Source organism: Neisseria gonorrhoeae (assembly GCF_013030075.1).
In the GTDB taxonomy this organism is placed as follows: domain Bacteria; phylum Pseudomonadota; class Gammaproteobacteria; order Burkholderiales; family Neisseriaceae; genus Neisseria; species Neisseria gonorrhoeae.
The window spans coordinates 857,334-877,986 of sequence record NZ_AP023069.1; the positions used below are offsets into that span (position 1 = coordinate 857,334).

11 protein-coding genes, 2 tRNA genes and 2 pseudogenes are annotated in these 20,653 nt (G+C 56.2%); 11 read left to right on the forward strand and 4 right to left on the reverse strand.

Annotation, left to right across the window (positions count from 1 at the left end):
• Positions 1–5 precede the first annotated feature (5 nt).
• Positions 6–2,564 carry a [protein-PII] uridylyltransferase gene (glnD, locus tag HT085_RS04420; RefSeq protein ID WP_003691177.1) on the forward strand — a complete coding sequence of 853 codons (2,559 nt, stop codon included), beginning with the start codon at positions 6–8 and terminating at the stop codon, positions 2,562–2,564.
• A 146-nt stretch (positions 2,565–2,710) separates the two neighbouring features.
• The gene (guaB, locus tag HT085_RS04425) at positions 2,711–4,174 is read left to right on the forward strand and encodes an IMP dehydrogenase (RefSeq protein WP_003688615.1); all 1,464 of its coding nucleotides are present in this window, start codon (positions 2,711–2,713) and stop codon (positions 4,172–4,174) included.
• 335 nt (positions 4,175–4,509) lie between these two features.
• Here guaB and rnr read toward each other — a convergent pair whose 3' ends face one another.
• Positions 4,510–6,885 carry a ribonuclease R gene (gene rnr / locus HT085_RS04430; protein WP_014580197.1) on the reverse strand — a complete coding sequence of 792 codons (2,376 nt, stop codon included), beginning with the start codon at positions 6,883–6,885 and terminating at the stop codon, positions 4,510–4,512.
• Between the two features lie 88 nt (positions 6,886–6,973).
• On the opposite strand from rnr, the gene HT085_RS04435 reads away from it, so the two are divergent.
• Together HT085_RS04435 and HT085_RS04440 are read left to right on the forward strand one after the other, a co-directional pair.
• A tRNA-Leu gene (locus HT085_RS04435) sits at positions 6,974–7,060 on the forward strand.
• Between the two features lie 38 nt (positions 7,061–7,098).
• Positions 7,099–7,189 (forward strand) — tRNA-Ser (locus HT085_RS04440).
• Positions 7,190–7,585: 396 nt separating this feature from the next.
• Here the strand turns inward: HT085_RS04440 and typA are convergent.
• On the reverse strand, positions 7,586–9,397 hold the full coding sequence (gene typA / locus HT085_RS04445; protein ID WP_003691174.1) for a translational GTPase TypA: 1,812 nt from the start codon (positions 9,395–9,397) through the stop codon (positions 7,586–7,588).
• Positions 9,398–9,513: 116 nt separating this feature from the next.
• Positions 9,514–10,404, reverse strand: coding sequence for an NAD(P)H-hydrate dehydratase (locus HT085_RS04450; RefSeq protein ID WP_003688608.1), 891 nt, complete (start codon positions 10,402–10,404; stop codon positions 9,514–9,516).
• Between the two features lie 64 nt (positions 10,405–10,468).
• Between HT085_RS04450 and HT085_RS04455 the strand changes: the two genes are divergently transcribed.
• The 7 genes and pseudogenes from HT085_RS04455 (at position 10,469) to HT085_RS04490 (ending at position 19,405) form a co-directional block, all read left to right on the forward strand.
• Positions 10,469–11,125 carry a cytochrome b/b6 domain-containing protein gene (locus HT085_RS04455; RefSeq protein ID WP_003688607.1) on the forward strand — a complete coding sequence of 219 codons (657 nt, stop codon included), beginning with the start codon at positions 10,469–10,471 and terminating at the stop codon, positions 11,123–11,125.
• Positions 11,126–11,553: 428 nt separating this feature from the next.
• Positions 11,554–12,636, forward strand: coding sequence for an elongation factor 1-alpha C-terminal domain-related protein (locus HT085_RS04460; protein WP_003688606.1), 1,083 nt, complete (start codon positions 11,554–11,556; stop codon positions 12,634–12,636).
• Positions 12,633–14,426 (forward strand): annotated as a pseudogene (locus HT085_RS11745) (assimilatory sulfite reductase (NADPH) flavoprotein subunit). Before HT085_RS04460 ends, HT085_RS11745 begins: the two are co-directional and overlap by 4 nt.
• A 26-nt stretch (positions 14,427–14,452) precedes the next feature.
• Positions 14,453–16,218, forward strand: a pseudogene (gene cysI, locus HT085_RS04475) (assimilatory sulfite reductase (NADPH) hemoprotein subunit).
• A 172-nt stretch (positions 16,219–16,390) separates the two neighbouring features.
• The gene (gene ilvD / locus HT085_RS04480; RefSeq protein ID WP_003701319.1) at positions 16,391–18,250 is read left to right on the forward strand and encodes a dihydroxy-acid dehydratase; all 1,860 of its coding nucleotides are present in this window, start codon (positions 16,391–16,393) and stop codon (positions 18,248–18,250) included.
• Between the two features lie 41 nt (positions 18,251–18,291).
• Positions 18,292–18,594 carry a hypothetical protein gene (locus HT085_RS04485; protein ID WP_003691162.1) on the forward strand — a complete coding sequence of 101 codons (303 nt, stop codon included), beginning with the start codon at positions 18,292–18,294 and terminating at the stop codon, positions 18,592–18,594.
• 37 nt (positions 18,595–18,631) lie between these two features.
• A complete protein-coding gene (locus HT085_RS04490; RefSeq protein WP_017147059.1) occupies positions 18,632–19,405 on the forward strand; it encodes a CapA family protein in 774 nt (257 codons plus the stop codon).
• Between the two features lie 95 nt (positions 19,406–19,500).
• On the opposite strand, the gene bioB is transcribed toward HT085_RS04490, so the two are convergent.
• Positions 19,501–20,553, reverse strand: coding sequence for a biotin synthase BioB (gene bioB / locus HT085_RS04495; RefSeq protein WP_010358160.1), 1,053 nt, complete (start codon positions 20,551–20,553; stop codon positions 19,501–19,503).
• Positions 20,554–20,653 lie beyond the last annotated feature (100 nt).

The following is a 20,653-nucleotide window of genomic DNA, read 5'->3' on the forward strand; positions in this document are numbered from 1 at the left end:
TAAAAATGCCTGAAAACCTGTCTTCAGCACTGGAAACCTTCAAACAGCAGCGCAATGCCGCCGAAGCGCATTATTTGAAAGCCAACCGCGTGTCGGTATTTTTCAGAGAATACACGGCGGCAGTCGAAACCTTGCTGGCGGCATTGTGGGCAGAACATTTTCAAAACAGCGCGTTATGCCTGATGGCGGTAGGCGGCTTCGGGCGCGGCGAACCGTATCCCTGTTCGGATGTGGATTTGGCGGTTGTCTCCCCTGCCCCGCTTTCAGACGGCATTCAGGAACAGATTGCCCGATTTATCCAAACTCTGTGGGATTGCAAACTAATGCCGTCTGTAAAAAGCGGCAGCGTTGACGAACTGTGCGAAAGCGTGCGCGACGATATTACGGGGGACACAGCGTTTTTAGAGGCTAGGTTTTTGTTTGGCAACCGCCAAACAGCAGACGAATTGGCGGAAAAAATGAACGTGCAACGCAATGTAGCGGCATTTATCGAAGCAAAATTGGTGGAGATGGAACACCGCCACGCCAAATCGCAAGGTTCGGGGGCGGTGTTGGAGCCGAATATCAAAAGCTGTCCGGGCGGTCTGCGCGACATCCACACCCTGCTTTGGATAGCGAAGGCGCAAGGCTTGGCGGCCAACCTGCCCGACCTGCTCAAACAGCGGATTTTGACACGTGCCGAAGCCGGTATGCTTTCGCACGGCTACCGCCGCCTCGCCCACATCCGCATCCGGCTGCATTTAAACGCCAAGCGCGCCGAAGACCGCCTGCTTTTCGATTTGCAGCCGCAAGTTGCCGAAAGTATGGGTTATCAAGATGAAAACCGCCGCCGTCAAAGCGAAGAACTGATGCGCGTGTTTTACCGTGCGGTCAAAACCGTCAAACAACTGGGCGGCATCCTCACGCCCATGCTGCGAAGCCGCGTTTCCTCCACGCCGATGCGCGTTACCCTGCGGATTGACGACGACTACATCCAAGTCAACAACCAAATCGCCGCGCGGCACACCGATATTTTTTTCAGACGGCCCGAACACATTTTCAAAATCGTCGAAATCATGCAGCAGCGCAACGACATTACTGCGCTCGAACCGCAAACCCTGCGCGCATGGTGGGGGGCGACGCGCAAAATCAACCGCAGCTTCTACCAAAATTCTGAAAACCGTCGCCGCTTCGCCGGTTTTTTCCGCAGCGGCAACGGACTGACCCAAACCCTGCGCTTTCTCAACCTCTACGGCGTGTTGGGCCGCTATCTGCCCGCGTGGGAAAAAATCGTCGGCCTGCTTCAACACGACTTGTTCCACATCTATCCCGTGGACGACCACATCCTTGCCGTCGTCCGCAACGTCCGCCGCCTTGCCCTGGATATGCACAGCCATGAGCTGCCCTACGCCTCCGCGCTGATGCAGTCCTTTGAAAAACAAGACATCCTCTACCTTGCCGCCTTCTTCCACGACATCGCCAAAGGACGCGGCGGCGACCATGCCGTACAAGGCATCGCAGACGCGCGCCAATTTGCCGCCGACCACTTCCTGACCGAAGAAGAAAGCGACCTGCTCGCCTGGCTGGTTGAAAACCACCTCCTTATGTCTGCCGTCGCCCAAAAAGAAGACATCCAAGACCCCGGCGTACTCGATGCCTTCTGCAAACGCGTCCAAACCCACGAACGCCTCAGCGCGCTCTACCTCCTGACCATTTCCGACATACGCGGCACCAATCCCAAGCTGTGGAACGCCTGGCGCGCCAGCCTGCTGGAAAGCCTGTTCCACGCCGCCGGACGCTGCCTCGCAGGCAACGACGGCAACCCGCACGCCCTCTTCGGCCGCCGCCGGCAGGAAGCCGCCGACTTACTTACCCGCGCCGCCGTCCCCGAAAAACAGCAGAAAAAACTATGGAACGCGCTCGGTTCCGCCTATTTCGCCCGCCATCAGTCCCGCGAAATCCTGTGGCACGCCGCCAACCTCGTACACGACTTTGAACCCCCCATCGTCCGCAGCCGCATCCTACCCCAAAGCGACAGCTTTCAAGTGATGGTCTTTATGCCCAACGGCCCGCGCCTGTTCGCCCGCCTCTGCCGCATCTTCAGCCGCCACGGCTTCGATATCCTCGCCGCCCGCGCCTTTATCACCGAACACGACTACATCCTCGACACCTTCATCGTGCAAATCCCCTCGCAGCACGCCCCCGAAGACTACCCCGACATCCAAAGCGCGCTCGAAGCCGAACTCAACAGCTTTATCCACGGACACACCGTTGCCGAAACCCAAAGCTGCAACCGCCGCATCAGCCGCCGCAGCCGCTATATGCCTATTGCGCCAAGCATCACCATCACCCCCGAAGAAGACTATCCGGACCGGTATTCCGTCGAAATCACCGCCGTCAACCGCCCCTTCCTGCTCGCCGACATGGCGGAAGTCTTCTTCGCCCACAACGTCAGCCTGCGCTACGCCAAAATCTCCACGTTGGACGAACGCGTCGAAGACAGCTTTACCGTCTTCAGCCCCGACTTGAAAAACCCAAAAATCCAGTCCTCATTGAAACAGGCTTTGCTGGAACAGTTGGCATAAGCACCCTGCCGGTTTTCAAACGGCATCCCGCCGCCACGCCGTATGCCGTCTGAAGGCGGGGGATATTGCAAACAATATAAACTGTCAAGCCGCCGGCAACGTGCTATAATGCCGTGCATCTTGCACAAACCGAAAGACCGAGCATTATGCGTATCGTAGAAAAAGCCTATACTTTCGACGATGTTTTGTTGGTTCCCGCACATTCGACCGTGCTGCCGCGAGACGTTAAACTTCAAACCAAGCTTACCCGCGAAATCACACTCAACCTCCCCCTGCTTTCCGCCGCGATGGATACCGTTACCGAGGCGCGCCTCGCCATTTCGATGGCACAGGAAGGCGGCATCGGCATCATCCATAAAAACATGCCGCCCGAAATGCAGGCGCGCGCCGTTTCCAAAGTAAAACGCCACGAAAGCGGCGTGGTCAAAGACCCCGTAACCGTTGCGCCGACAACGCTCATCCGCGAAGTCTTGGAAATGCGCGCGCAGCGCAAACGCAAAATGTCCGGCCTGCCCGTCGTTGAAAACGGCAAAGTCGTCGGCATCGTAACCAACCGCGACCTGCGTTTTGAAAACCGCGTCGATTTGCCCGTTTCCGCCATTATGACCCCGCGCGAACGTCTGGTTACCGTCCCCGAAGGCACAAGCATAGACGAAGCGCGCGAACTGATGCACACGCACAAAGTCGAACGCGTTTTGGTCCTGAACGAAAAAGACGAGCTTAAAGGCTTGATTACCGTTAAAGATATTTTAAAAACCACCGAGTTTCCCAATGCCAACAAAGACTCCGAAGGCCGTCTGCGCGTCGGTGCGGCAGTCGGCACCGGCGGCGACACCGACGAGCGCGTCAAAGCCTTGGTCGAAGCCGGCGCGGACGTGATTGTCGTCGATACTGCCCACGGTCATAGCCAAGGCGTGATCGACCGCGTGCGTTGGGTCAAAGAAACCTATCCGCACATCCAAGTCATCGGCGGCAACATCGCCACTGCCAAAGCCGCATTGGATTTGGTCACCGTCGGCGCGGATGCCGTCAAAGTCGGTATCGGTCCGGGATCGATTTGCACCACCCGTATCGTGGCAGGCGTGGGCGTGCCGCAACTGACCGCCATTCACAACGTTGCCGAAGCCCTCAAAGGCACGGGCGTTCCGCTGATTGCCGACGGCGGCATCCGCTTCTCCGGCGACATCGCCAAAGCCCTCGCCGCAGGCGCGTACAGCGTCATGCTCGGCGGTATGTTTGCCGGCACGGAAGAAGCCCCGGGCGAAATCGAACTCTACCAAGGCCGCTCGTACAAATCCTATCGCGGTATGGGTTCCTTGGGCGCGATGAGCCAAGGTTCTGCCGACCGCTACTTCCAAGACAAAACCGACAGCACCGACAAATACGTCCCCGAAGGCATCGAAGGCCGCGTTCCCTACAAAGGCCCGATTGTGAACATCATCCACCAACTGACCGGCGGACTGCGTTCCAGTATGGGTTATTTGGGTTGCGCCAATATTGCCGAAATGCACGAAAAAGCCGAATTTGTGGAAATCACTTCCGCAGGTATGAGCGAATCGCACGTTCACGACGTTCAAATTACCAAAGAAGCGCCGAATTACCACCGCTGATTTGAACAGCCTTTCAGGACAAATGCCGTCTGAAACCTAATTTCCGAGTTTCAGACGGCATTTTTGTTCGTTCAAGGCAAGCCGCACGGGCTGATTGCGCGGACGGGCAAAGCCATTCTGACGGACACGCCGAAAGAATGAAAATGCCGTCTGAACGCCGTTTGCACCCCGTCTGCCGAATACCGTCGGCCTTTAAAACGGCGGTGGAAATAAACGCAATCTTTCAATACGGGCGTTTCGATTGGTCGGAAATGATGCGCCGGCCGCCATATCAAAAAATCGGGCGGCGGCTTCGGGAAAGTATGCCCCGCCCTCCCCAAGCCGCCCCGTCAGCATTATGATTTGCCTTTCCGTTTTTTGACCTTAATCGGAACCGGTTTCTTTGCCTTTTTCCCCGATTCGGCAACGGCAGGCACGCCCCTTCCCCTTACTTTGCCGCATCGGGCTGTTTTTTTCTCGGCGGTGGTTTTCGATTTCCCTTTCCCCGCCGCCCCTGCCGGTTTGGCAGATGCGGATAATTTGACCTTCCGCCGCCTGCCGCTTCCTCCGGCAATTAGGACAAAGTCGATTTTTCCATCATCCAAATCGGCACGCGCGACCCGGACGGCAACCCTGTCCCCCATATTGAAACGGATGCCGCTGCGTTCGCCTTCGATTGCCATGATTTCGGGGCGGAAGTTGAAATAATCTTCGCCCAAATCGCTGATATGTACCAGACCGTCGATATGGATATCGTCCAAAGTGACAAATATTCCAAAATTTGCCACCCCGGAGATTTTGCCTTCAAATATTTCACCGACCTTATCGCGCATATAATAAGTTTTCAGCCAGTTTTCCACATCGCGGCCAGCATCGTCGGCACGGCGTTCGCAAAACGAAGTATGCACGCCCAAAGCCTGCCAGCTTTTGTTTGGCGTGTAGGTTTTCCGGTTCAATACGGCTTTGATGGCACGGTGGACGGTCAGGTCGGGATAGCGGCGGATGGGCGAGGTAAAGTGGGCGTATGCTTCATAAGCCAAACCGAAATGCCCTTCGCAATGCGGTTCGTAAACCGCCTGCTGCATGGAGCGCAACATCATGACTTGCAGCAATTCGGCATCCGGCCTGCCTTTGAATTGTTCGGCAAGCGCGGCATAGTCTTTCGGCGACGGGTTGTCGCCGCCGCCAAGTTGAAGCCCCAACAGACCGAGCTGCTCGCGCAGGGTGGCGAGTTTTTCGGACGTGGGGCCCAAATGGTTGCGGAACAATGCGGTATGCTTGTTTTTCAACAGAAAATCCGCCGCGCAAACATTCGCCGCCAACATACATTCTTCAATCAGCTTATGGGCATCGTTGCGGACAACGGGCACGATTTTTTCGATTTTGCCGTTGCCGTCGAAAAGCATTTGCGTTTCGACGCTTTCAAACTCGACCGCGCCGCGCGCCAGACGTTTTTTCTGCAAAATCTTAAACAGCTTGTAAAGCGTGTCGATTTGGGCTTTGTGCGGATTCCCGATGCCGTCTGAAAGCCATTTCCAAACTTGGTTGTAGGTCAGGCGGGCATGAGAGCGCATCACGGCGGGATAGAAGCGGTATTCTTTGATATTGCCCGCATAGGTAACGACCATATCGCACACCATACACAAACGCTCGACATCGGGATTGAGCGAGCAGATGCCGTTGGACAGGTTTTCCGGCAGCATCGGAATCATACGGCGCGGGAAATACACGCTGGTACTGCGTTCTTGAGCATCTGCATCAATCGCATCGTCAGGGCGGACATAATGGCTGACATCCGCAATCGCCACGACCAGACGGTAATTGCGTCCGACTTTTTCGGCAAACACCGCGTCGTCGAAATCGCGCGCCGTTTCGCCGTCTATCGTTACCAAAGGAAGGTCGCACAAATCGACGCGGCCTTTCAAATCGCTTTTGCGTACATGGTCGGGAATTTTTTTCGCGGATTTGGCACACGCTTCACTGAATCGGTGCGGCAAATGATGCTTGCGCACGGCAATTTCGATTTCCATCCCGCTGTCGGCATAATCGCCCAAAACTTCAATGATTTTTGCCACTGCAGGCCGGTTTTGCTCGGGATAAACCTCAATTTTGCCGACGATAACCTGACCGGATTCGGGTTTGAAACGCGCCACGCCGTCCGGTTCCAACACGATGCTTTGGTTCAGACGCTTGTCTTCCGGCTCCAAAATCGCCACGCCCCTATCCATATAGAAACGGCCGACAACTTTGCTTTGCGCGCGTTCGACAATATCCAGAACCGTCCCTTCGCGGCGGCCCCTGCGGTCGATACCCGCAGGACGGACGGTAACGGTGTCGCCGTGCATGACACCACGCATCTGGCGTTCGTATAAAACGAAATCCCCTTCGTCCATCGGCATGAGCGGCACGGCGAAGCCGAAACCGTCCTTATGCGCCTCGACGCGGCATTTGACCAAATCCAGCTTGTCCGCCGCGCAAACTGCGCCTCGGCGGTTGATTAAAACCTGACCGTCCCGCGCCATCGCCTTCAGACGGCGTTCAAAAAAGACATACTCGTCTTCCGTAATCGACAGCTCGCGTGCAAGCGATTCGATTTTTGAAGGCACACCTTTGCGCTCCAACAATTCGATTATCCATTCCCGACTGGGCAAAGGATGTTCATAACGCTGTTTTTCACGACTTAAAAACGGGTCTTTTTCCCGTAAATTTAAAGATTTAATATTTTTATTCATTTTGACTGTTGACATTCTCTTTATGAACTATATAATAGCGACTTCTTTGCGGCAGGACACTGTACCGCAAAACAGCAAATAAAGCAAAGCCCGGGTGGCGGAATTGGTAGACGCGCCAGCTTCAGGTGCTGGTATCCTCACGGGTGTGGAAGTTCGAGTCTTCTCCCGGGCACCAAATAACAAATTATCCCGATTAGGATAATTTCCGCCATTAGAGAGGTGGATGAGTGGTTTAAGTCGCACGCCTGGAAAGCGTGTATACGTGAATAGCGTATCGAGGGTTCGAATCCCTTCCTCTCTGCCAAGTACAAATCCCAAACTTTTACAGTTTGGGATTTTTTGTTACTTACGTATTGATTTTATTGCGTAAAATCAGCCACAACCTATTACCCTACGTTACCATTGATTACTATCCGTTACCGTTTTTTTATGGTATGTTTTGCGGTATGTTTTATCCTCTTCCTAAGCCTGTAAGGACTCAAAAGGCGTATCCCTTCAAACGATATTGTTCGACATGCTGCCGGGAAACCGAACCCGATACCGAAACGCGACGGGGCGATATGCCGCTGGAAAAATGGCGGCAGTTTCTTGATTGGATAGGAAAAACGCCGTCTGAAACAGCTTCAAGAAGCCGCAAAGCCCGTCCGAATAAAAAATACCGTCTGAAATTTTTCAGACGGCATCGCGTATCATTTAAACATTAATCCAGCTTTTTAAAATGACGGCGGCGTTCCAATTCGCTCAGGTAACGCTTGCGCAGGCGGATGGATTGCGGCGTGATTTCCACCAGCTCGTCATCGTCGATAAACTCGACCGCGCCTTCCAGCGTCAGTTTGATCGGCGTGGTCAGGCGCACCGCTTCGTCGGTACCGCTGGCACGGATATTGGTGAGTTTTTTGCCTTTGAGCGGGTTGACCACCAAATCGTTGTCGCGGCTGTGGATGCCGATAATCATACCTTCGTAGATTTTGTCGTTGGGCGATACGAACATACGGCCGCGGTCTTCAAGATTCCACAAGGCGTAAGCAACCGCCTCGCCCTGCTCTTGGGACACCAGTACGCCGTTGTGGCGGCCGGGCATATCGGGTTTGACGGGCGCGTAGTCGTCGAACACGTGGCTCATCAGCCCGACGCCGCGCGTCAGGGTCATGAATTCGCCTTGGAAACCGATCAAGCCGCGCGCTGGAATATGGTATTCGAGGCGGGTGCGTCCGTTGCCGTCGCTTTCCATATTGGTCAGTTCGCCACGGCGGCGGCCGAGTTCTTCCATTACCGCGCCTTGGTTGTCGTCGGGTACGTCCACAGTCAGGTTTTCATAAGGTTCGCATTTTTGACCGTCGATGTCTCGGTACACGACGCGCGGCTTGCCGACGGCGAGTTCGTAGCCTTCGCGGCGCATATTTTCCAGCAAAATCGTCAGGTGCAGTTCGCCGCGCCCGGATACGCGGAACACGTCGGCATCGGCGGTGTCTTCCACGCGCAGGGCAACGTTGGTCAGCAATTCTTTTTGCAGGCGGTCGCGGATTTGGCGGCTGGTCACGAATTTGCCTTCTGTACCTGCGAGCGGGCTGGTGTTTACCATAAAGTCCATCGTCAGCGTCGGTTCGTCCACTCTCAACATCGGCAGGCCTTTGGGGTTGTCTTTGTCGGTGATGGTTACGCCGATGCCGATGTCTTCGATACCGGAAATAATCACGATGTCGCCGGCTTCGGCTTCTTCAAGCGGCACGCGTTCCAAGCCTTTGAAACCCAAAAGCTGGTTGATGCGGCCTTGGGCGATTTGCTGCTCGTGGTTCATCACGGCAACGGTTTGACCGGGTTTGATGCGTCCGTTCAAGATACGACCGATACCGAGGCGGCCGGTGTAGTTGTCGTAGTCGAGTTGGGAAATTTGCAGTTGCAGCGGCTCGTCCGCGCTGCCGCTCGGTGCAGGCGTGTATTTTAGGATGGTGTCGAACAGCGGGCGCATATCGCTGCTCTCGTCGGTTTCTTCCAGCTTGGCAAAGCCGCTCAAACCTGAAGCGTAAACAATCGGGAAATCCAACTGCTCGTCGGTCGCACCCAAGTTGTCGAACAACTCGAAAGTCTGGTCGATAACCCAGCTCGGACGGGCGGACGGTTTGTCGATTTTGTTGATGACGACAATCGGTTTCAGCCCCAAAGCCAAGGCTTTTTTGGTCACGAAACGGGTTTGCGGCATCGGACCTTCCTGTGCGTCCACCAACAAGACGACGCAATCCACCATCCCCAAAACGCGCTCCACTTCGCCGCCGAAGTCGGCGTGTCCCGGCGTGTCGACGATATTGATGTGGCAGCCTTCGTAATCGATGGCGGTGTTTTTGGCGAGGATGGTGATGCCGCGTTCTTTTTCAAGGTCGTTGCTGTCCATCACGCGCTCGTCAACCTGCTGGTTGGCGCGGAATGTGCCGGATTGGCGCAGCAGTTGGTCGACCAATGTGGTTTTGCCGTGGTCGACGTGTGCGATGATGGCGATGTTGCGGATTTGTTTCATAATTAATGTTTTTCAAAAACTGTAAGAGATAACTGCGTATTATACCACGATTTACCGGACAGTATTTGGAAAATGAAGATGCCGTCTGAAGCCCTTGCCTTTCAGACGGCATCTTCTTACATACTTTCAGTTATCCAGTTGCGCAGCCACCTTGCCGCCGGGGCGATTTCCCCTGCCGACAGCCCAGCCGCAATGCCTGCCGATTCCTTTATAACATCCGCCGCCGCGCCGTGCAGCCACGCGCCCGCGCAGGCGGCTTCAAAAACCGGCACGCCCTGTGCGAGCAGACTGCCGATGATGCCGCCCAATACGTCGCCACTGCCCGCCGTTGCCAATCCCGCATTGCCGCTTTCGTTGACATAGATTTCCGTATCGGACGCGGCAACCAATGTTTTGTGCCCCTTTAAAACCACGGTTGCACCGAGAATTGCCCCTATCTTCCTTACTGCCGCCGTCCGATCCGCCTGAACCTGTGCAACTGTCGTTCCAAGCAGGCGCGCGGCTTCGGCGGGGTGCGGCGTTAAAATCAGGTTTTTACACCCGCGCGCCAGATTTCGGGTTTCGGCATCGGTTGATAATATGTTCAGCGCGTCCGCATCCAAAACGACGGCTTCGTCTCGATTCCGCGCCAGCACTGCCGCCACCGTTTCCACTGCCGCCGCATCTGTACCCAAGCCGCAACCCGCCGTCCAAGCGTTTATGCCTTGACGCTTGGTCAAACCGTCTGCCGTGTCCAACATAATCTCGGGAAAACCGGCAATGACGGCAAAAGGCAGCGTATCCTGATTGAAACCTGCCCGCACCTTACCGCAGCCGAGATACATTGCCGCCGATGCCGCCAATACGGGCGCGCCGCTCATCCCTGCCGATCCGCCGACTACGGCGAGCGTGCCGAAAGTCCCTTTGTGCGAATCTTCCGCACGGGCTTTGAAAACATGGGGAAAACGCAATGCCGTCTGAAGCATCCGGCGGCGGCTTTCGCCTGAAAGATGGAAAACGGGAAACATTTCCCCTCCAATCGGTTAAAATTAAGGCTCGAAAACAAACCGATTCTACCGCCGGAAACCGATTATGAAAAACAAAACCAAAGTCTGGGACTTCCCCACCCGCCTTTTCCACTGGCTGCTTGCCGCATCCCTGCCCTTTATGTGGTATAGCGCAAAAGCCGGCGGCGATATGCTGCAATGGCACACGCGCGTCGGGCTGCTCGTCCTTTTCCTGCTCGTATTCCGCCTCTGCTGGGGCATTTGGGGCAGCGATACCGCCCGTTTCTCCCGTTTCGTCCGAGGTTGGGCAGGTATACGCGGCTATCTGAAAAACGGCATTCCCGAACATATCCAGCCCGGACACAACCCCTTGGGCGCACTGATGGTCGTTGCGCTTTTGGCCGCCGTCTCATTTCAAGTCGGCACGGGGCTTTTTGCCGCCGATGAAAACACCTTCAGCACCAACGGCTACCTCAACCATTTGGTTTCCGAACATACGGGCAGCCTTATACGGAAAATCCACCTCAACTTTTTCAAGCTGCTCGCCGTTTTTTCCGCAGTCCACATCGCCGCCGTCGCCGCATACCGCATATTCAAAAAGAAAAACCTCGTCCGCCCGATGATAACCGGCTTCAAATACATCGAAGGCAAAACCTCAATCCGCTTTGCCGGCAAAGCCGCGCTTGCCGCCGCATTATCGGTTGCCGCGCTTGCCGCAGCCGCCATCCTGCTCCTGTCCTGAAACCCGACATCATGCCGTCTGAAGCCCTTTTCTGCCTTTCTGACGGCATTTTCCCCACCGCACAAACGGTCTGAATGCCCGAAACGGCTTCAGGCCGTTTTTCCGTCCAAAACCGTTATATAGCGGATTAACAAAAATCAGGACAAGGCGGCGGGCCGCAGGCAGTACAAATGGTATGGAACCGGTTCGCCCGGTGCTTGGGCGCCTTAGGGAACCGTTCCCTTTGAGCCGGGGCGGGGCAACGCCGTACCGGTTTTTGTTAATCCGCTATAAAACGGAAAACCGCCGCATCCGCAGCCGCCCCCCATATAGCTTTCAGCTTCTAACAAATGCCTTTTTATTATTTAAAATGACCCGCATTCCGACAAAAATGCCGCGACGCACCGTATCGGAAACAAGGTGCGGGCAAACAGCAAAGGAGTCAGCCAGTGAATTATTTTCCCATTTTCGCCAACCTCTCCGGCCGCCCCGTATTGGTCGTAGGCGGCGGCGCGGTCGCCGCACGCAAAATCAGCCTGCTGCCGAAGGCGGGCGCAGAGGTCGGGGTTGCCGCAAAACACCTGAATGCCGAACTCTCCGCGTTGGCGGCGGAAAACAAAATCCTGTGGCTTGCCAAAGAATTTCGTGCCGAACACATCCGCACGGTTTTCCTCATCATTGCGGCAAGCAGCGACCAAGCCCTCAACCGGCGCGTTTTCCATCTTGCCGAAAGCTGCCAAAAGCCGGTCAACGTGGTGGGCGACCGTGACCATTGCAGCTTCATCTTCCCGTCGGTTATCGACCGCGACCCTGTTCAGATTGCCGTTTCCAGCTCCGGCAGCGCGCCCGTCCTCGCCCGCCTGCTGCGTGAAAGGCTGGAAGCCTTGCTGCCGCCGTCTTTGGGCGATATGGCGGAAATTTCAGGAAGGTGGCGCGATGCCGGTTTTTATTTCCCCGTCCAACTGGTCGTCCGCCAAGATGCCGACAAGGCCGACGGTTTCCGAGGCTATCAGGGGCGCATCGAACGCGGTTCGGTCACCGTCGGGCAAACCGTCCGCATCGAACCGAACGGGCTGACCGCCGAAGTGTCCGAAATCATCGCGCCGAAAGGGGAAGTGGCGCAGGCTTTTGCCGGCGAGGCGGCAACCATCCGGCTGGACCGCGACATCGATGTTTCGCGCGGCGATCTTTTTGTCGATAAAAATTTCCCGCTCGCCCCGCAAAAACATCCGGAAGCCACGCTTTGCTGGTTTGACGAACGCCCGCTCAACACCGCGCGCAAATACCTGCTCAAGCACGGCACGCAAACCGTGCCGGCAAAAGTCGGGGAAATTGAAAGCGTTTTGGATGTCCGCACGCTGGAACAAGAGGCCGGCGCGGAATCCTTAAAGATGAACGACATCGCCAAAGTCCGCATCAACCTTCAAAAACCCGTTACGGCAACGCCTTATGCGGAAAACACCGCCGCCGGTTCGTTTATCCTGATAGACGAAGCGACATACGGTACTGTTGCGGCAGGTATGATTTTATGAGTGAACACGATATGCAGAACACAAATCCGCCATTACCGCCTATGCCGCCCGAAATCACGCAGCTCCTGTGTCGGGGCTGTCCGGCTACGCTTGGGCAAAAGCAGGAAACGGGGCATCCGCAGGGCTGCCCGCGCTTCAGACGGCATTGCCGGCGGCAGAACCTTTTTCCGTAACCGTCCTTTCCGCCTCGCAAACCGGCAATGCGAAATCCGTTGCCGACAAAGCGGCGGACAGCCTGAAAGCCGCCGGCATCCAAGTCAGGCGCGCCGAACTGAAAGGCTACAAGGCGAAAAACATCGCCGGCGAACGCCGCCTGCTGCTGGTTACGTCCACCCAGGGCGAAGGCGAACCGCCGGAAGAAGCCGTCGTGCTGCACAAACTGCTGAACTGCAAAAAAGCCCCGAAATTGGACAAACTCCAATTTGCCGTACTGGGTTTGGGCGACAGCTCCTATCCGAATTTCTGCCGGGCGGGCAAAGATTTCGACAAACGTTTTGAAGAATTGGGCGCAAAACGCCTGCTCGAACGCGTTGATGCGGATTTGGACTTTGCCGCCGCCGCAGACGGATGGACAGGCCGCATTGTCGCGCGCTTAAAAGAAGAAGCCGCAAAAAACCGGGCAACGCCCGCGCCGCAGGCAACGTCCCCCCGCCGGCCTTCAGACGGCATCGGAGGGCAGGTACTGCAAGGCAGACCCCTTTCCCGCCGCCCTGCTGGCCAATCAGAAAATCACCGCCCGCCAATCCGATAAAGACGTGCGCCACATCGAAATCGATTTGAGCGGTTCGGATTTGCACTACCTCCCGGGCGACGCGCTCGGCGTTTGGTTTGACAACGATCCGGCACTGGTCTGGGAAATCCTAGACCTGCTCGGCATCAATCCGGCAACGGAAATACAGGCGGGCGGAAAAACCCTGCCGGTTGCCTCCGCACTGTTATCCCATTTCGAACTCACGCAAAACACCCCCGCCTTTGTCAAAGGCTATGCCACGTTCGCCGATGATGACGAACTCGACCGTATTGCTGCCGACAACGCCGTTTTGCAAGGCTTTGTGCAAAGCACGCCGATTGCCGGTGTGCTGCACCGCTTCCCGGCAAAACTGACGGCGGAACAATTCGCCGGCCTGCTGCGCCCGCTTGCGCCGCGCCTGTATTCGATTTCCTCGTCGCAGGCGGAAGCGGGGGACGAAGTGCACCTGACCGTCGGCGCAGTGCGTTTCGAACACGAAAGGCGCGCCAGGTCGGGCGGCGCATCGGGTTTCTTTGCCGACCGGCTGGAAGAGGACGGCACGGTGCGCGTGTTTGCGGAACGCAACGACGGCTTCAGGCTGCCCGAAGACAGCCGCAAGCCGATTGTGATGATCGGCTCCGGTACCGGCGTCGCACCGTTCCGCGCCTTCGTCCAACAACGTGCCGCAGAAAATGCGGAAGGCAGAAACTGGCTGATTTTCGGCAATCCGCATTTTGCCGCCGACTTCCTCTATCAGACCGAATGGCAGCAGTTTGCCAAAGACGGCTTCCTGCACAGATATGACTTCGCCTGGTCGCGCGATCAGGAAGAAAAAATCTATGTGCAGGACAAAATCCGCGAACAGGCGGAAGGACTTTGGCAATGGCTGCAGGAAGGCGCGCATATCTATGTGTGCGGCGATGCGGCAAAAATGGCAAAAGAAGTGGAAGCCGCCTTGCTGGATGTGATTATCGGGGCAGGGCATTCGGACGAAGACGGCGCAGAAGGATATTTGGATATGCTGCGCGAAGAAAAACGCTATCAGCGTGATGTTTATTGATTAAATATAATCGGGAGGAACACAAAATGACCGTACAGGCCAAGACAAAAGGTTTGGCGTGGCAAGAAAAGCCGCTATCCGACAACGAACGCCTGAAAACCGAAAGCAATTTTTTACGCGGCACGATTTTGGACGATTTGAAAGACCCGCTCACGGGCGGCTTCAAAGGCGACAACTTCCAACTCATCCGCTTCCACAGTATGTATGAGCAGGATGGCCGCGACATCCGCACCGAGGCAAAACTCGAGCCCTTGAAATTTATGCTTTTGCGCTGCCGGCTGCCGGCGGGATCATCAAACCGTCCCAGTGGATAGAACTGGACAAATTCGCCCGGGAAAAGAGTCATTACCGCTCCATCCGGCTAACCAACCGGCAAACCTTCCAATTTCACGGCGTGCCGAAAACCAAGTTGCAGACGATGCCCCGCCTCTTGCACAGCCTGGGTTTGGATTCCATCGCTACGGCGGCGGATATGAACCGCAATGTGCTTTGCACCTCCAACCCGATCGAGTCCGAGCTGCACCGGCAGGCTTACGAATACGCGAAAAAGATTTCCGAACACCTGCTGCCGCGCACGCGCGGTTATCTGGATATGTGGGTGGACGGCAAAAAAGTTCAAAGTTCCGACGACTTCCTTCAAGAAGGCGAGCCGATTTTGGGCAAAACCTATCTGCCGCGAAAATTCAAAACCGCAGTCGTCATCCCGCCCTTGAACGATGTGGACTGCTACGGTAACGATTTGGATTTCGTCGCCGTTTCAGACGGCAACGGACAGCTTGCCGGCTTCAATGTTTTGGCGGGCGGCGGGCTTTCGACGGAACACGGCAACGGCAACACCAAAACCTATCCGAACATTTCACTGGAACTGGGTTTCGTGCCTCCGGAACACGCACTGAAGGCCGCCGAAGCGGTGGTAACCACGCAGCGCAACTTCGGCAACCGCAGCCACCGCAAAAACGACCGCACCCGCTACACCATTCAAAATATGGGCTTGGACAACTTCCGCACGGAAGTCGAACGCCGTATGGGTATGCCGTTCAAACCCATACGGCCGTTCAAGTTTACCGGGCGCGGCGACCGCATCGGCCGGGTGAAAGGCATAGACGGCAACTGGCATTTGACCCTTTTCATCGAAAGCGGGCGTTTGGTTGACGAAGGCGGGAAACAGCTTCTGACCGGCGTGTTGGAAATCGCCAAAATCCACAAAGGCGGCTTCCGCATCACCGCCAACCAAAACCTCATCGTGGCAAATGTGCCCGAAGGAGGCAAAGCCCGGATCGAACAGCTCGCCCGCTCATACGGGCTGATACGCGACGGTGTCAGCAAGCTGCGCGAAAATGCGATGTCGTGCGCTTCCTTCCCGACCTGCCCGCTGGCAATGGCGGAAGCCGAACGCGTGTTGCCGGACTTCATCGGCGAGCTGGATAAGATTATGGCGGAACACGGCGCGTCGGACGACTACATCGTTACCCGCATTACCGGCTGCCCGAACGGCTGCGGACGGGCGATGTTGGCGGAAATCGGACTGGTCGGCAAAGCCGTGGGACGCTACAACCTCCACATCGGCGGCGACCGCGAAGGCGTACGCATCCCCCGCCTCTACAAAGAAAACATCACCCTGCCGGAAATCCTTTCCGAATTGGAAGACCTGATCGGCAAATGGGCGGCGGGACGCGATACCGACGAAGGTTTCGGCGATTTCGCCATACGGACGGGCATCGTCAAACCCGTGTTGGATGCGCCCGTCGATTTTTGGGACGCATCCAAAGCCGTCCCGATTGCGCGCGCCTGAACCCGTCCCCCGCATTCCTGCGGGGATGTTCTTTTTTGCCGCACACGTTTCCATTCCGCAAAATTCCGATACTTGGTATAAAATCCCCCCTTTTCCCACTCTAAAAAACCGTACCCGATGCCGTCTGAAACAGCCCTGCCTTTCAGACGGTATAGGCACAAGGAAACACACTATGCCAGAATACCGCTCCAAAACCTCCACCCACGGCCGCAATATGGCGGGCGCGCGCGCATTGTGGCGCGCCACCGGCGTGATGGAAACCGACTTCGGCAAGCCCATCATCGCCGTTGCCAACTCCTTCACCCAATTCGTGCCCGGCCATGTCCACCTGCACAATATGGGCCAGCTGGTTGCCCGCGAGATTGAAAAAGCGGGTGCAATTGCCAAAGAATTCAACACCATCGCCATCGACGACGGCATCGCCATGGGGCACAGCGGTATGTTGTACTCCCTGCCCAGCCGCGATTTGATTGCCGACTCCATCGAATATATGGTCAACGCCCACTGCGCCGACGCGCTGGTGTGCATTTCCAACTGCGACAAAATCACCCCGGGAATGCTGATTGCCGCCATGCGCCTGAACATCCCCACCATCTTCGTCTCCGGCGGCCCGATGGAAGCGGGCAAGGTCATCGGCGTGGCAAACATCCAACCCGAACGCCGTTTGGACTTGATTGACGCCATGATCGAATCGGCGGACGACAATGTCAGCAACCGGCAAGTCGAAGAAGTCGAACAAAACGCCTGCCCGACCTGCGGCTCGTGTTCGGGTATGTTTACGGCAAACTCGATGAACTGCCTGACCGAAGCGCTCGGTCTGTCCCTGCCCGGCAACGGTTCGTATTTGGCGACCCACGCAGGCCGCAAAGAATTGTTCCTCGAAGCAGGGCGTATGATTGTCGAAATCACCAAACGCTATTACGAGCAAGACGACGAAACCGTGCTGCCGCGCAGCATTGCCACCAAAAAAGCGTTTGAAAACGCCATGACGATGGATATTGCGATGGGAGGCAGCACCAATACCATCCTGCACTTGCTCGCCGTCGCCAACGAAGCGGGCGTGGATTTCAAAATGGCAGACATCGACCGCTTAAGCCGCGTCGTGCCCTGCATCTGCAAAACCGCGCCCAACAACCACGACTACTATATGGAAGACGTGCACCGCGCCGGCGGCATCTTCGCCATTCTGAAAGAACTTGACAAAGCGGGCAAACTGCACACCGACGTGTACACGATCCACGCGCCGACACTGAAAGACGCGATTGAAAAATGGGACGTCACCAATCCCGAAAACACCCGCGCCATCGAACGTTTCAAAGCGGCTCCCGGCGGCGTGCGCACCACTCAGGCGTTCTCGCAAAACCGTATTTGGAAAACCCTCGACCTTGACCGCGAAAAAGGCTGTATCCGCGACGTGGCACACGCCTACTCGCAAGACGGCGGTTTGGCGGTCTTATTCGGCAACATCGCCGAGCGCGGCTGCGTGGTAAAAACCGCAGGCGTGGACGAGAGCATCCTCAAATTCACCGGCCGCGCGCGCGTGTTTGAAAGCCAGGAAGCCGCCGTCGAAGATATTTTGGGCAACCAAATCGTCGCCGGCAACATCGTCATCATCCGCTACGAAGGCCCGAAAGGCGGCCCGGGTATGCAGGAAATGCTATACCCGACCTCCTACCTGAAATCCAAAGGCTTGGGCAAAGCCTGCGCCCTCTTAACCGACGGACGCTTCTCCGGCGGCACATCAGGTTTGTCCATCGGACACGCCTCGCCCGAAGCGGCGGAAGGCGGCGCAATCGGTTTGGTACACGAAGGCGATACGATTGAAATCGACATCCCCAAACGCAGCATCCGCCTTGTCATTTCCGATGAAGAGCTTGCCGCACGCCGTGCCGAAATGGAAGCTCGCGGCAGCAAAGCGTGGAAACCGGAAAACCGCGACCGCTACGTCTCCGCCGCATTAAGGGCTTACGGCGCGATGGCGACTTCCGCCGACAAAGGCGCGGTGCGCGACGTATCGCAAATCGAGAGATAAGCCCCAAAACGTGCGGCAAATGCCGTCTGAACAGTAAAGGTATGATTATTAACAAATTTATCTGGGCGATGGCGGTATTTTCCGCAATTTTGGCCCTCGTTATCGGCAGCGGCTTTACCGCGCTCGAGTATGTAAAAGAGCCGCCTGCCGCCCCTTATGCTGTTTCCGCGCCGAAAACCGCCGGGGTCAAGCCTCGGCGCATCCTGCCGGAACGGAATCCCCCGTGCTGCCGATTGACGGTTCAAACCCCGCGCCCGTTTCAAACACCGGCGATGCGGACGGACAGGATACGCCTGACGGAAAGGCAGCAGATACCGTTTCCATCATCGGGGTCGGCGGCATAAGGTACGCTGTTTGACGAAGGCGGTACGCCGAAAAAATGTGCAAACCACCAAAATATGCTATGCATTCCGAACGCCCTCCGCATACGGGCAATACCTTGCCGACGCGGGATTCGACTACCTCAGCCTCGCAAACAACCACAGCAACGGCTTCGGCGCGCAAGGCATCACGGCAACGGCAGGCAACCTTGACGAATTGAACATCAAATATTCGGGCATCGAAAACAGGTTTGAAACCGCCATCCTGAAGAAAAACGGCGTGAGATACGGCTTCGTCTCCTTCGCCCCCAACCTTGCCGCCGTCAAACTGAACGATTACGCCAAATTCAAAAAACTGATTCGGAAAACCAAACAAAAAACCGACATCGTCATTGTGATGTTCCACGGCGGCGCGGAAGGGAAACAGGCTGAACACCTGCCGTTCGATACCGAAATCTTCTATGGGGAAAACAGGGGCAACGTCGTCGAGTTTGCGCGGCTCGCCGTCGATTCCGGCGCGGATGTCGTATTCGGGCAGGGGGCGCACGTTACTCGCGCCGTCGAACTTTACCACGACCGCTTCATCTCTTACAGCGGCGGCAACTTTGCCACCTACGGCATCAGCGGCATTGCGCCGATTTTCAAAATTATCACCGACAAACAGGGGCGGTTCGTTTCCGGCAACATTATCCCCATCACTCAAGTCGGCGATAAAATCCCCAAAATCGACCCTGAAAAAACTGTTATTGAGCGGATTATTTATCTGAACCATAGCGACTTCCCCAACGGGAACGGACTGGATGTCTCGCCCGGCGGCGACATCACGCGCCGGTAAAAAGATATTGGAAATTCCGTCCGAACAAATGCCGTCTGAAAGCCTTTTTTCAGGTTTCAGACGGCATTCAAGTTTCAGACGGCATTTTTCAATCGTCAATAATCCGCTTTAATCCCGGAGGCTTTTTCCACTTCGGCGACCTCGCCTTCCGGCTCAAACTGCAAGGGATACAGGTTAAGCTTTTCCATCAGGATTCTATCGCCGTCCTCATCAGGATTGCCTGTGGTCAACAGCTTGTCGCCGTAAAAAATCGAGTTCGCACCCGCCATGAAGCACATCGCCTGCATCGCTTCAGGCATATTGCTGCGCCCTGCCGAGAGGCGGACATAACTTTGCGGCATCGTAATCCGCGCTACGGAAACCGTACGGACAAATTCGGTCCAATCCAAATCTTCGGCATCGGCAAGCGGCGTGCCTTCCACTTTGACCAACCGGTTAATCGGCACGCTTTCGGGCTGCGGGTCGAGGTTGGCGAGGCTGGCAATCAGCCCGGCGCGTTCGGCGCGGGTTTCGTTCATCCCGACGATGCCGCCGCAGCAGACTTTCAAACCGGCGTTGCGGACTTTGCCCAAGGTATCCATACGGTCTTCGTGCCGGCGTGTGTGGATGATGTCGTTGTAGCGGTCGGGGTCGGTGTCGAGGTTGTGGTTGTAATAATCCAAGCCCGCCTCTTTCAAGTCTTCCGCCATACCTTCTTCGAGCATACCGAACGTGCCGCAGGTTTCCATACCTAAGCCCTTGACGGCTTTGATGATTGCGGAAACCGTCTCCACGTCTTTGGGTTTGGGGCCGCGCCATGCCGCGCCCATACAAAACCGGCTTGCGCCGCGCGATTTGGCGATTTTGGCTTTTTCGACGATTTCATCCACATCCATCATCTGCTCTTTGCCCAAATTGGTGTTGTGGTGCGCTGATTGCGGACAGTAGGCGCAATCTTCGGGACAACCGCCGGTTTTGATGGACAACAGCGTGGAAAGCTGGATTTCGCGCGGGTTGAAATTTTGGCGGTGGACTTCTGCCGCCTGATAGACAAGTTCTAAAAACGGCAGTCCGAAAAGTGCCTCGACATCGCATTTTTTCCAATAGCGCGCGGTGGGATGAGGCTTGCACTCGGTCTTACGGCGCAAGGCGACGGGGGATACGGTCATAATGTGTTCTTTCGTATTTACAGCGGCGCAATGACGCTGACAGGCAAACCGCCGGCGCAATGACGGCGGTTGCGGGTAATCAAATGGCTGAAAACAGCGG

Excerpts from the sequence above, each read along its gene's own strand:
- glnD (WP_003691177.1), top strand. The coding sequence starts at position 6 with ATGCCTGAAAACCTGTCTTCAGCACTGGAAACCTTCAAACAGCAGCGC.
- guaB (WP_003688615.1), top strand. The coding sequence starts at position 2,711 with ATGCGTATCGTAGAAAAAGCCTATACTTTCGACGATGTTTTGTTGGTT.
- rnr (WP_014580197.1), bottom strand. The coding sequence starts at position 6,885 with ATGAATAAAAATATTAAATCTTTAAATTTACGGGAAAAAGACCCGTTT.
- typA (WP_003691174.1), bottom strand. The coding sequence starts at position 9,397 with ATGAAACAAATCCGCAACATCGCCATCATCGCACACGTCGACCACGGC.
- HT085_RS04450 (WP_003688608.1), bottom strand. The coding sequence starts at position 10,404 with ATGTTTCCCGTTTTCCATCTTTCAGGCGAAAGCCGCCGCCGGATGCTT.
- HT085_RS04455 (WP_003688607.1), top strand. The coding sequence starts at position 10,469 with ATGAAAAACAAAACCAAAGTCTGGGACTTCCCCACCCGCCTTTTCCAC.
- ilvD (WP_003701319.1), top strand. The coding sequence starts at position 16,391 with ATGCCAGAATACCGCTCCAAAACCTCCACCCACGGCCGCAATATGGCG.
- HT085_RS04485 (WP_003691162.1), top strand. The coding sequence starts at position 18,292 with ATGATTATTAACAAATTTATCTGGGCGATGGCGGTATTTTCCGCAATT.
- bioB (WP_010358160.1), bottom strand. The coding sequence starts at position 20,553 with ATGACCGTATCCCCCGTCGCCTTGCGCCGTAAGACCGAGTGCAAGCCT.